At 71.8% G+C, this 12,288-nt stretch carries 9 protein-coding genes; 1 reads left to right on the top strand and 8 read right to left on the bottom strand.

Going from position 1 to position 12,288, the window contains the following annotated elements; genetic code table 11:
• Positions 1 to 2,700 precede the first annotated feature (2,700 nt).
• The 8 genes from ACGF4F_RS22740 to rpmH all read right to left on the bottom strand — a co-directional run bounded on the left by ACGF4F_RS22740 (position 2,701) and on the right by rpmH (position 9,085).
• Complete coding sequence (locus ACGF4F_RS22740) at positions 2,701 to 3,729, bottom strand: ParB/RepB/Spo0J family partition protein (RefSeq protein ID WP_357434421.1); 1,029 nt, start codon at positions 3,727 to 3,729, stop codon at positions 2,701 to 2,703.
• Positions 3,730 to 3,756: 27 nt separating this feature from the next.
• Positions 3,757 to 5,106: an AAA family ATPase gene (locus ACGF4F_RS22735; protein WP_393080012.1), complete on the bottom strand. Its 1,350-nt coding sequence runs from the start codon at positions 5,104 to 5,106 to the stop codon at positions 3,757 to 3,759.
• Positions 5,107 to 5,331: 225 nt separating this feature from the next.
• A complete protein-coding gene (gene rsmG, locus ACGF4F_RS22730; protein WP_357434764.1) occupies positions 5,332 to 6,057 on the bottom strand; it encodes a 16S rRNA (guanine(527)-N(7))-methyltransferase RsmG in 726 nt (241 codons plus the stop codon).
• Between the two features lie 388 nt (positions 6,058 to 6,445).
• Positions 6,446 to 7,027, bottom strand: coding sequence for a R3H domain-containing nucleic acid-binding protein (locus tag ACGF4F_RS22725; protein WP_357434423.1), 582 nt, complete (start codon positions 7,025 to 7,027; stop codon positions 6,446 to 6,448).
• Between the two features lie 213 nt (positions 7,028 to 7,240).
• Positions 7,241 to 8,215 (bottom strand): membrane protein insertase YidC, encoded by a 975-nt coding sequence (gene yidC / locus ACGF4F_RS22720; RefSeq protein ID WP_357434424.1) that lies wholly within the window; start codon positions 8,213 to 8,215, stop codon positions 7,241 to 7,243.
• Positions 8,216 to 8,455: a membrane protein insertion efficiency factor YidD gene (gene yidD, locus ACGF4F_RS22715; RefSeq protein ID WP_222870422.1), complete on the bottom strand. Its 240-nt coding sequence runs from the start codon at positions 8,453 to 8,455 to the stop codon at positions 8,216 to 8,218.
• Between the two features lie 44 nt (positions 8,456 to 8,499).
• Positions 8,500 to 8,913: a ribonuclease P protein component gene (gene rnpA / locus ACGF4F_RS22710; protein ID WP_357434425.1), complete on the bottom strand. Its 414-nt coding sequence runs from the start codon at positions 8,911 to 8,913 to the stop codon at positions 8,500 to 8,502.
• Positions 8,914 to 8,947: 34 nt separating this feature from the next.
• Entirely contained in the window at positions 8,948 to 9,085 is a 138-nt protein-coding gene (rpmH, locus tag ACGF4F_RS22705) for a 50S ribosomal protein L34 (protein ID WP_073836962.1), read from the bottom strand.
• 640 nt (positions 9,086 to 9,725) lie between these two features.
• On the opposite strand from rpmH, the gene dnaA reads away from it, so the two are divergent.
• Positions 9,726 to 11,546 carry a chromosomal replication initiator protein DnaA gene (dnaA, locus tag ACGF4F_RS22700; protein ID WP_393080005.1) on the top strand — a complete coding sequence of 607 codons (1,821 nt, stop codon included), beginning with the start codon at positions 9,726 to 9,728 and terminating at the stop codon, positions 11,544 to 11,546.
• The last annotated feature ends 742 nt before the right edge of the window (positions 11,547 to 12,288 follow it).

Genomic DNA, 12,288 nt, shown 5'->3' with positions numbered 1-12,288 from the left:
CGTCGTCGGCCACCGCGATGTTTGTCCACCGCGTTGTCCACAGGCCGCTGAGCTCACCACCACACCGCGTCATCCACAGCTCAACACGGCTTTCGCAGCGCTGTTTCACGTGAAACGAGGGCACCCTGTGGACAACGACTGTGGATAACCCACCGGGGATCGAGGCTGGTTGTCCACCGGATGTTCACCCCATGGCCGGGCCTTCCTACCTAACGAGCGACGGGCCGATGGGCATCGGCCTCGCTCGTTTGGTTCCAGGGCCGGGCTGCCCTGGTTCGGCCCTGACCAGATGCTCGGCTTGACTTCCCGAGGCTGCCTCCCGCCCTGCCGCGCCTCGCCCCCGGAGGCGGTTCTGTCCCAGCCGCGAACCCGGCCGACGGCGCTCCGCCTCGGATGCCCCTGGGCGTTGCATCTGCCCCGCCCGCAGGGCTGAGGCGGCACCGGTTCGCCGGGCGGCGTCACATGGTGCCCTAGCTCCGGACGCCGGTGAAGCGCGGTCGGCTTCGGCAGCGTGCGTTGGCTCGGCCTCGGCCAATCCGGCCGGATCGCGATGGGCACCCGCATACCGTGCCGCCGGGCCGGTTGGCGATGGTGAGGTGGGCCACCGGGGCGTCGCCGTGGAGGCCCTCAACGGGGTGCGCCAGCGGCCCTTCGTCGTCCGACACCGCCCGTCGGCCAGCCCATACCCCCCGATCGGGGCATCAGCCGCCTCCCGACTCGCCGGGGCCGCCGCACTCCATGGGGGCCGCCGTGCGGGCGATGGTGCTGCCACGACCGCCACGGCCACGGCCGGTCCCGCCCGTCGGGGGGCGCGCCGGTGACGGCACGCCTCGGCGGTGGGGACCCCGGGCGCGGCCGGCCGGAGGTAGACCAACGATGCGGACGGCCGGAGGACGACCAAGGGTGCGGACGGCCGGAGGACCAACGGTGCGGACGGCCGGAGTACGACCAAGGGTGCGGACGGCCGGAGGACGACCAACGGTGTCGCCGACGGGCGATTCGGCTGCACTCCAACCCAGCCCGAGCCGGGGTCGTCGCCGGGGTCAGGTCCGGCGCCCCGGAAGGCCGCCGGGCGGGCATGGGTGTTCACGCCCGCGAGGTCGGACTTCCCCGGCCAGCGGAACCACGTCTTCCCCTCCGCCACACAGGGGCGGAGTGCCGGTTGCGCTCGCGAGCGCGCGATGCGGCTTTGCACTGCGGCCCGGTCGGCGGTTCGCGCAACGTCGGGTCCGGGTCAGTGGTGCAACTGTCGAGGCGGCCGAGGAAGCCAGCTGACTGCTGACCGCCGGCCGCCGGCGGCGACGCGCGCGGCAGCCGTTGACGGCAGGTCCTTGGCACCGCCGCCACCATGTCCGGCCTGAGTCGACCCCTGGTGGGCTCCGCCCGTGCCGACGCCGGCGACCGCTGCTCGTTGCTCTGAAACGCGCCGGTTACTCCTCCCGCTGGCTCGCCTGTTTCACGTGAAACGGCCGGCCTGCCGGCGTGGCTCTGTTCCTCGCTCCGCCCGTGCCCTCTTGGGCAGGGACGGCAAGGCGGGGACCGGGCCGCCGAAGAAAGCGTCGCGGGCACTGACAGTAAGTTGGGCCCAGAGCCACGTTAGAGCGCCGCGCGTCACGTCACGGAGGCAGGCAGAAGGCAGGCCCTAGTGCGGTGCTGGCGACGACCCAAAGTCCGGCCAGCGAGCGACCTGCAATCGGTCACATGGCGGCGAGCGCCAAGGACCAGGTTCTGCCATCGCCCGGACGAGCGGCCTCGTTTCACGTGAAACCAGCGAGTGCGGGGATGGACCCGAAGCGCCCTACGTCCTACCGGCGCAGCCGGCCCGGCACACGGCCGGCTTCGGAGCCGAGGCGCGCGCCCCGGCGCAACCCCAACGGCCAACCCCGCAACCACCACCCACGTCGGACCGCCCACGCCGGCGTCGCGACTGGCACGTCGCCGCGCACCGCGCTACCGGCCATGCGCCAATCCGCTCCGCCGGTGCCGTTTCACGTGAAACCCGCGATGCTCCGGCCGAGGATGCCGGTGTGCCCGCTGAGCAGCCGGCCTACCCAAACCGCCGACAACCTCGGTAACCCCCAGCAGCCTCTCCTCGCCACCGCTCCACGTGAAGCGTCGGCCGCAAGCGTCGGCGGTCCCCACGATGGACTAGAAGCGCCAGAGCGACCGCGGCTCCTCGACGAGGCCGCCTGTCGATCCACCGACCCGGAGGTGTGCGCCCCGCCGTCGGCCACGCTGTGGATCGCGGCGAGCAACTCTGCGAGATCACCCGGCTCGAGTCCTTCACGCGGACCGCCGAGGGCCCGCTACCTCGCCGTCCGAGCCTCCCAGAGGCCCGTGAGCACAACGGCAGGGCAGCGGGCCAGTAGAGGGCACCTCCATGCCGGAATTGGCGGCAGGCGGGCCGCAGAGCGGGGTCGTCTGCATTCCGGCGCCAGCCAACCGAGCCGCGGCAACCGAGCGGCGGCAACCGAGGCGTCCCGGCAACAGCCAGTCCGCCTTCCCGTATCCCGCCACAGGCTCGCCCGTCCCGGCGCCGGGCGGTGCCGGTGTCGCCGGACGGCGGGACGCGGCGCAGGCCGCCGGGGCCATCGGCGTCAACGGACCACTCTCCGGCGACCTCGACGAGCAGTCGCAGCCCCCAGACAAGTCGGCCGCGCCGCCACAGGGACGACGCGGCCGAAACCGACGAGCTGGTGCTCACTCGCCTGGCTGTTCCTCCTGGCCCACTCCGATGATCCCGACGATCCGCTCCAGGTCGTCGACCGTGGCGAACTCGATCGTGATCTTGCCCTTGTTGCGGCCGATGTCGACCTTCACCCGGGTGTCGAACCGGTCGGAGAGCCGGTCCGCGAGGTCCGTCAGCGCCGGCGCGTGCGGCTTCGGCCGGCGCTTCGCGGTCGACGTCTTCGCCGGCCCGTCGGCGAGCGCGAGGGCCACCATTTCCTCGGTGGCGCGTACGGAGATGCCCTCGGCGACGATCCGCTTGGCGAGCTGTTCCTGGGCCTCGGCGTCGTCGAGGCTGAGGAGCGCCCGAGCGTGGCCGGCCGAGAGCACCCCGGCGGCAACCCGGCGCTGCACCTGAGCGGGCAGGTTCATCAGCCGGATGGTGTTCGAGATTTGCGGCCGACTCCGGCCGATCCGGCGGGCCAACTCCTCGTGGGTGGCCCCGAACTCCTCAAGGAGCTGCTGGTACGCGGCCGCCTCCTCCAGCGGGTTCAGGTTGGCCCGGTGGATGTTCTCCAGCAGCGCGTCCCTGAGCATCGCATCGTCCTTGGTGTCCCGGACGATGGCGGGGATGCTCTCCCGGCCCACCGCCTGGGCCGCCCGCCAGCGCCGCTCGCCCATGACGAGTTCGTACTTCTCGCCGTCGAGCTGGCGTACGACGATCGGCTGGAGGAACCCCACCTCCTGGATCGAGGTCTTCAGCTCTTCCAGGGCCTCCTCGTCGAAGACCTGCCGGGGCTGCTTGGGGTTCGGCACGATGGCGTCGACCGGGATCTCGGCGAAGCGGGCTCCCGGCACCGGGCTCAGCTGCGGCTCGGACTCCTCGACCGCTGCCGCCGCCCCGAGGACGGCAGCGGCGGCGCCCGCCACGGCGGGGGGCGGTACCGGCGCAGCCGCCGTACTTTCGGGCTCGGCGACCGTCGGGCTGCTGCCCGGCACCGGCCCGGTGGGGATGAGGGCACCCAGCCCTCGGCCCAGACCGCCGCGAGGACGGTTCTTCATGCGACGCCTCCCAGCGACTTCTTCGCACTACGCATTCCGGCTCACCGGCTCCTTGACGCCTCGCTCGGCGATCTCCTGGGCGGCCTCGAAGTAGCTCGTGGCCCCGCGGGAACCGGGATCGTAGGTCATCACCGACTGCCCGTAGCTGGGGGCCTCGGAGACCCGGACGTTCCGGGGGATCACGGCCTGGAGCACCTTGTCCCCGAAGTGGTTCCGGACGTCCTGCTCCACCGCGTCGGCCAGCCGGGTACGCCGGTCGTACATGGTGAGCAGGATGGTGGAGACCTCGAGTCGCGGGTTGAGGTGCTGGCGGACCAGGTTGATGTTGTTGATCAGCTGGTTGAGGCCCTCCAGCGCGTAGTACTCGCACTGGATCGGAATCAGCACCTCCTGCGCGGCGACCAGCGCGTTGACGGTCAGCAGACCGAGCGAGGGCGGGCAGTCGATGAACACGTAGTCGAAGTGCCCCGGGTACGCGGCGATGGCGCGGGCCAGCCGGGACTCCCGGGCGACGACCGAAACCAGCTCGATCTCGGCGCCGGCCAGGTCGATGGTGGCCGGTACGCACCACAGGTTCGGGATGCCCTCGACCGTCTGGGCGACGTCCGCCAGGGGCACGCCCTCGATGAGGCAGTCGTACACGTCGGGGACGCCGGTGTGGTGCGGGACGTTGAGCCCGGTGGAGGCGTTGCCCTGCGGGTCGAGGTCGACCACCAGGACCCGGTTGCCGTGCAGGGCGAGCGCCACCGCCAGGTTCACCGTGGTCGTGGTCTTCCCCACGCCGCCCTTCTGGTTGGCGACGCACATCACCCGGGTCCGTTCGGGCCGAGGCATGGTCACCTCGCCACTGGGATTCAGGATCTGCACGGCGCGCATAGCCTCCATAGCCAACGGTGGATCATCCTCTTCGCGCGTCGGGGTTTCACCTGAAACGTACGTGCTGTCGGCGACTTCGGCACCGTAGGCGGCGGCCGGTGGCGTGTCGGCCGCGACATCCGGTGCGCTCTGCGGAGTGAGCTGCTGCGGCACCGCCGAGACCGGCGGCTGCGGCTCGTAGCGCCCCGGAACGGCCGCGTTGCCGCGTACCGGGGTGGGACGCGAGCTGGGGGCGTTCACGGGGTGCCCGGTCGGCTCGTGTGGATCCCGGGTCGGCGGCACGTTCGCCGGCACCGCCGAGGGGGGCCGGGTGCCTGCTCCGGCCGGTACGTCCCGGCGTGCCTCCGGGTCGACGTCCGGCGGGCGCGTGGACGGGTCGTGGGACTCGCCACTCGCCGGCCAGCCCGGGTAGTCGGTTTCACGTGAAACGGGGTCGGCGGCAGAGGGTCGTCCTCCTGGCCCGGTCACCCGTGGATCTTCGTACCTGCCGTCGTCATGCACCTGTCATCCCTGCCCGCTCCGGATGGTCGGTCCGCACCCCGTCAATCAGGCCCCCGCGCTCGCGGCGCGGCCTACGGCCCGGCGGGAACGTCGGGTTCGGTGCCACCCGGCACCGCCGTTCCACATTATCGACGCGCGGCCAGCCTACGGCCGACGGGCGCAGCCGGTCCACGTCGGGTTCGGATCGGTCGGCCATCTCGCGTCGCGGCAACGGCAAAATCGGCGTCAGCGATCCCGGCCGTGCCCACCACGGCGGCGGCCGCCGCGCGAGCGCTTGGGGCCCTTCTTACGGACCGAGCCGACCACTCGCTCCCGCACCACCTCGATCACCGTGGCCGGCGGGTCGATCACGCCCACACCGCACCGGTGCAGCTCCGGCTCGCCACCGCCGAGCCGGGCGACCGCGTCGGCGTGCTCGGCGATCTCCTCGGCGGCGGAGGCCCCCTTGAGTGCCACCAGCCGGCCGCCCGGCGCCGTGAGCGGCAGGCACCACGCGGCGAGCCGGTCCAGCGCGGCCACCGCCCGCGCGGTCACGATGTCCGCGCTGAGCGCGGCGACGTCCCGGGACCCGGCCGCCGCCTCCTCCGCCCGGCCCCGGAAGACCCGGACCGATGCGGTCAGGCCGAGCTGCTGCACCGCTTCGATCAGGAACGCGGTCCGTCGGGCGAGTGGCTCGACCAGCGTGACGGTGAGGTCGGGACGGGCGATCGCCAGGACCAGGCCGGGCAGTCCGGCGCCGGAGCCGACGTCAATCAGGCTCGCGCCCTCCGGAATCCGCTCCGCCATCGCCGCGCAGTTGAGCAGGTGCCGCTCCCAGAGCCGCGGCGTCTCGCGGGGGCCGATCAGGCCGCGCACCACGCCGTCCGTCGCGAGCAGTTCGGCGTACGCGGCAGCCAGGTCGAGTCGGTCGCCGAAGAGGGTGCGGGCGGCCGCCGCCAGCTCGGGCGGCAGCGTCGCCGTGCCCGGGGACGGCGTCCCCTCACCGTTACCGCCCTCTGGAAGGGAAGGCGTCGCCGGCTCGGCGAACACCGGTTCGACGGCACCCACCGGCGCCGCCGGGGCCGTTTCCTCTTCCGCCACCGGTTCGGTCGAGAAGGCCGGAGTCACGGCATCCGAGGAATCGACCGGAATCGAAGGCTCGTCAGCAGGTCCGCCACCGGAGAAGGTGGGGTCCGCGGCCGACGGCGTGCCGGTGAACGACGGCCGGGCCGGGGAGGCGGCGTGGTCGTCGGAGAAGATCGGGTCGACCGTCGGGTCGGGCCGGACAGGCGACGGCCCGGGCGGCGTACCACCCGGGCCGGCCACGGCACCCGCCGTCGTCTCGTCGTGGGTCACCCCGTCAGTCCGCCGCCGGCCGGACAACGATGCGGCGGTTCGGCTCGACGCCCTCGGACTCGCTCTCCACGCCGCTCATCGCGTTCACCACGTCGTGCACGCACTTGCGCTCGAACGCGGACATCGGCTCCAGGCGCACCGGCTCGCCGTACTCCTTGACCTTCTCCACCGCGTTCTTCGCGACGGCGGCGAGTTCCTTGCGCCGGGCGGCCCGGTAGCCGCCGACGTCGAGCAGCAGGCGGCTGGGCGAACCGGTCTGCCGGAACACCGCCAGCCGGGCCAGCTCCTGGAGCGCCTCCAGGGTGGCGCCGCGCTGACCGATCAGGTTCTGCAGGCGGCCGCCGACCACCTCGACGACCGGACGGCCGCCGGAGACCAGCTCGTCGATGTCGCCGTCGTAGTCGAGGATGTCGAGCAGACCCTCGACGTAGTCCGCCGCGATCTCGCTCTGCCGGAACAGGTCGCTGTCGGCCGGGGCCTTCTTCTCCGCGGCCGCCGACTCGGCCTCGGTCTCCTCGGCCTCCTCGGTGGGCACGGTCTCCTCGTCCAGGGACTGCTCGGCGCTGGGGATGCTGGTGTCGGTCACGGTCTCATCTCCGTACTCGCTCGGCCGGACCGTCGGGTCCGCTGGTCTCCCGGGGCGGCGCGGGGTTCGCCGATGCCCTCGGGCACGTCTGTACGGGCCAGTTTCGCCCGTGACCGCGCTCCGCGCGGCGGTTCCGGCCCGGCGCCGACCGTACGGCGGCAGCTCGGGGGCCGGAACGGGCCGCCACCGGGATCCCGGTGGCGGCCCGGAGGCTCAGCCCTGCCGCTTGGCGGGGCGGTTCTTCTTCGGGTTGGCCGGCTTGGCGCCGGGCTTAGGGCCGGCCACCTTGGGCGCGGTCGCCGGGGCCTTCACCGCCGGCTGGGCCTTGCGGCCGAGCAGGCCACCGGTCTTGGCCGGCTGGGCCGTGGTGCGGGCCGCAGCGCCGGTCTTCGCGGTGGGCGGCGGGGGGAACTTCCGCAGCACCCACTGCTGCTGGCCGAGGGTGAAGAGGTTGTTGGTGACCCAGTAGATGATCACACCGATCGGGAAGATCGCGCCGGACACCAGCAGCGACACCGGGATGCCGTAGAGCATCAGCCGCTGAACCATCCGCTGCTGCGGGTCCTCCGCCCAGCCGGTCTTGAGGATCATCTGACGGCTGGTGAGGTACGTTGTGGCGATCATGATCAGCACCAGGACGCCGGCGATCAGCTTCACCGTGTGACCGTTCGCACCAAGGCTGGCCAGCTCGGCCGGGGTGGAGCCGAACTTGCCGGAGATCGGGGCGGTGAAGAGCTTGGCGTGCGAGGCGCTCTCGAACTGGTCGACCGTCCAGCCGTAGAGCGTCTTGGCCTGCTTGTTGGGGTCGAGGCGCCGCAGCACGTGGAAGAGGCCCAGGAAGACCGGAATCTGGAGAAACATCGGAAGGCAGCCCATCAGCGGGTTGGCCTTTTCCTTCCGGTAGAGCTCCATCATCTCCTTCTGGAGCGTCTCCCGGTCACCCTTGTGCTTCTCCTGGAGCTCCTTGACCCTGGGCTGGAGCGCCTGCATCGCCCGCTGCGACTTGATCTGCTTGACGAAGACCGGGAAGAGGATCACCCGGACCGTCACCACCAGGAAGACGATGGCGAGGATCCAGGGCCAGTTCGTCCCGATCACCGCCTCGGCCGGAACGATGGCGTCCCAGGCCGAGTGCCAGGTCAGCAGGATCCACGAAATGGCGTAGTAGACCCAGTCGAGGCTAAACACTCAGGCTCCAGTCACGTCGGCACGGCGGCGGTCGCCCGGCTCCGGCACCGGGTCGTGTCCACCAGGGTGGAAGGGGTGGCAGCGCGACAGCCGCCGGACCGTCAACCAGGCTCCCCGCAGTGCGCCGTGCCGGGAGACCGCCTCGACGGCGTAGGCACTGCACGACGGGTAGAACCGGCAGCGGGCCGGCAGTGCCGGACTTATCCACCGACGGTACGCGATGATGGGCACCAGCAGCATGCGGGCACCGCTAGTCGTCGGCCGCGGCGCGGCGTTCCCGCCGCTCACCGGGCCCGCCGACCCCGGGGGGTACGCGCGGCGGCGACGGCGGCGTCAAGGTCGGCCCCCAGCCGGGCGTACGACACGTCGGCGGCCTGAGGCAGTGCGCGTACCACCAGCGTGGCACCGGCCGGCAGGTCCGCCAGGCGCTCGCGGACCAGGTGCCGCAGCCGGCGTCGGACCTTGTTGCGGACCACCGCGTTACCGACCGCCTTGGACACGACGAAGCCGGCGCGGCTCGGTGCGGTGGATTCCGCACCGCTGGCCCGCGCCGGCTCCGGCGAGGTTGTCGCGGTGGGTCCGGTCTGCTCGGGGAGGGTCAGGTGCACCACGACGGCACCACGGCCGACGCGTCGGCCACCCCGGACCGCTGCGGCGAAGTCGCTACTGCGCCGCAGTCGCTGCGCGGCGGCCAGCACCTCTGCCCACGTCCCCGGACCGGACCGGTCGGCCTCAGGCCGCCAGGCGGGCGCGGCCCTTGGCGCGACGGGTCGAGATGATGGCGCGGCCGGCACGGGTGCGCATGCGCAGCCGGAAGCCGTGGGTCTTCGCGCGCCGGCGGTTGTTCGGCTGGTAGGTGCGCTTGCTCACGTCAGGCTCTCCGTTGTCGTACGCCCCGCGCGGGGGATCGCCCGGGGTCGTGTGGTGGTCCAGGCCACCTTCCCGGTGACCTCCGATCGGTGCTGCCCGGCGACGCGGGACCTCGGCGATACGGGGAAGCGACCGCGGACAGCAAGCACCCATCACCCTAGCAGAGGGCGAGAGAGCAGCCGCTCCAGCCTACGCAGGGGGGCAATAGCCGTCAAACATCACACACTCCCACCCCGGCCGCCCTTGGGAGCGCGACCGAAGGGGCGGTTTTCGCGGATGTTGACAAGGCTGCCACGGTGTCGACGGTTGAACGCGCGGGGTCCCCGCTGTTAGCGTGCCCGATTGCGGTCAGCGTCGGGCTCCGGGTTGTCGCTGATCGGCAAGACCGGACAAGGTAGTGAATCGTTCGGCACGGTGAACCCGCTTCAGCGCCTCCCGGGAACCAGGGGGGCAGGTCCGACCCGCGTCCGGTGGGCGGCCACAATCGGTCGGTACACACAGGCTGTGGATAACTTGTGGATGACGACCGGTCAGCCGTCCGGGTGGGCGTGGCGTACGCCCGCGCGTACGCGGTGGCGGGCCGGGACTGCCGATGGACAGCAGCGGTGGTCGGGAGCAGAGGCGAGGGGGTGGCACGACGGTGACCGGAGCGACCGACCTTGCCGCGGTGTGGACGGCGACGACCGAGGAACTCGCCGACGAGATCATCTCCGCGCAGCAACGGGCGTACCTCCGGCTCACCCGGCTGCGGGCGATCGTCGAGGACACCGCCCTGCTCTCGGTACCGGACGCCTTCACCCGGGACGTGATCGAGTCGCGGCTGCGCCCGGCGATCACCGAGGCCCTCAGCCGGCGGCTCGGCCGGCCCATCCAGGTGGCCGTCACCGTGCGGGTCGCCGAGGAGGCGGGCAGCCGTGCGGCCGGCACCGTCTACCGCACCGGTCCCGAACCGGCGGACCGCGACGTCCCGCTGGACCTGCTCGCCGGCCTCGAGCCCGGCCCGCCGGTCGAGGCACCCGGTTTCCCCGAGCTCGGCTACCCGGGCCGGCCCGAGGCCCCGCCGTACGCCGATGAGCCGGCCGACCTCCCGATCGAGGAGCCGGCGCCGCGGCAGCGCACACCCGACGGCGGCCGGCCGCACCTGATCCCGGCCAGCCGGGACGGTCAGGACACCCTGTTCAGCACGGCCTTCACCGAGCCGATGCGCGCCCCCGAGCGCCGCGGCTTCGACGAGCGGTCCCGGGTCGAGCCCCCGGCTCCCGACGCCGGCGGGTACGAGCCCCGCTACCGGGAGCACCCCGGCCCGGCCGACACACCGCTGCGCGGGCTGCCCCGGGACGGCGCCACCGACAGCGGGCCGGGTCGGAGTGGCCCGGACCACCGCCCCGGCGGCCAGGCCGACCGGCGGCTACCCGGTGGCGGGGAGACCGGCGGCAACCGGCTCAACCCGAAGTACATGTTCGAGACGTTCGTCATCGGCTCCTCGAACCGCTTCGCGCACGCGGCGTCCGTCGCGGTGGCCGAGTCGCCGGCGAAGGCGTACAACCCGCTCTTCATCTACGGCAGCTCCGGGCTGGGCAAGACCCACCTGCTGCACGCCATCGGGCACTACGCCACGACGCTGGGCAACGCCCGCTCGGTCCGGTACGTCTCGACCGAGGAGTTCACCAACGACTTCATCAACTCGCTACGCGACGACAAGACCAGCGCGTTCCAGCGCCGCTACCGGGACGTGGACATCCTCCTGATCGACGACATCCAGTTCCTGGAGAACCGGGAGCGGACCCAGGAGGAGTTCTTCCACACCTTCAACACCCTGCACAACGCCAACAAGCAGATCGTGATCACCTCCGACCGGTCGCCGAAGCAGTTGGCGACGCTGGAGGACCGGCTGCGGACCCGGTTCGAGTGGGGGCTGCTCGCCGACATCCAGCCGCCGGACCTGGAGACCCGGATCGCGATCCTGCAGAAGAAGGCGGCGCAGGAGCGCCTTTACGCGCCGCCGGACGTGCTGGAGTTCATCGCCTCGCGGGTGTCGAACTCGATCCGGGAACTGGAGGGCGCGCTGATCCGGGTCACCGCGTTCGCCAGCCTCACCCGCTCGTCGGTGGAGCTGTCGCTCGCCGAGGAGGTGCTGCGGGACTTCATCCCGGACGGCGCCGGCCCGGAGATCACCGCCGACCAGATCATGGTCTCCACCGCCGACTACTTCGGGGTGAGCCTGGAGGACCTGCGCGGCCACTCCCGCTCCCGGGTGCTGGTCAACGCCCGCCAGGTGGCCATGTACCTGTGCCGCGAGCTGACCGACCTGTCGCTGCCGCGGATCGGGCAGGCGTTCGGCGGCCGGGACCACACCACGGTCATGCACGCCGACCGGAAAATCCGCCAGCAGATGGCGGAGCGGCGCTCGCTCTACAACCAGATCGCCGAGCTGACCAACCGGATCAAGCAGACCACCTGACTCCTTCGCCGCCACAGAACGGTGGCGCAGGGCCCGGCCGGACTTCCGGCCGGGCCTTTTTCGTGCCGGCGGACGTCGGAAACTTGACCGTCCACCCGGTCGAGGGCCCACGATCGGCGTCGTGTTCGTCCACAGCACGGCTTCGTTGTCCACACCCCCTGTTCCACAGACGGTGGAAAACCACGCTACGTCCCGGCGCGGTTACCCACAGACTGTGGACAACTCCTGGGGACGACGCTGTGGACGCCTGGGGACGACGGCCGGGTTGTCCACGGCCGACGGTCGGCCTGTGGGCGGCCTGTTGAAGGTTCTGGGGATGACGTCGATCGACGCGGGCCGGCCCGTCCACAACACTGGGGAGAAACCCCGTGGATTAGCGGTGGACAACCGGTGGACAACCGTGGACAACCTGGGGGCCGGCGCGGGCTGTGGACCAGAACACGGGTTGTACCCCTGGTTCTCCACAGCCAAACCACTGGTGGATAACCTGTCTGACCTGCGCGGACGCCGGTTCTCCACAGTTTGCACAGGTGCGATGAAGACGATGAGTTATCTCTTCTAAACAACAAAAACCAATCATCACCGTTGGACTTCCTGTGGATCGGGCCGGAACGCTGCCGTCGGCAGTCGCCCCGGCACCTGGATCCACGGGGTCGGGCGCACAGCCGATGCCCGCGCGACCTAAGGTGCGAGGGGTACCCGCCGGTCGGGCGGGACGGGTGGCAGCGGTCGGCATGAGAGA

The sequence above is a fragment of the Micromonospora sp. NPDC047740 genome (assembly GCF_043204735.1).
GTDB lineage: Bacteria > Actinomycetota > Actinomycetes > Mycobacteriales > Micromonosporaceae > Micromonospora.
The sequence above is the reverse complement of the archived record's forward strand: the minus strand, read 5'-3'. Positions and strand labels throughout refer to the sequence as shown.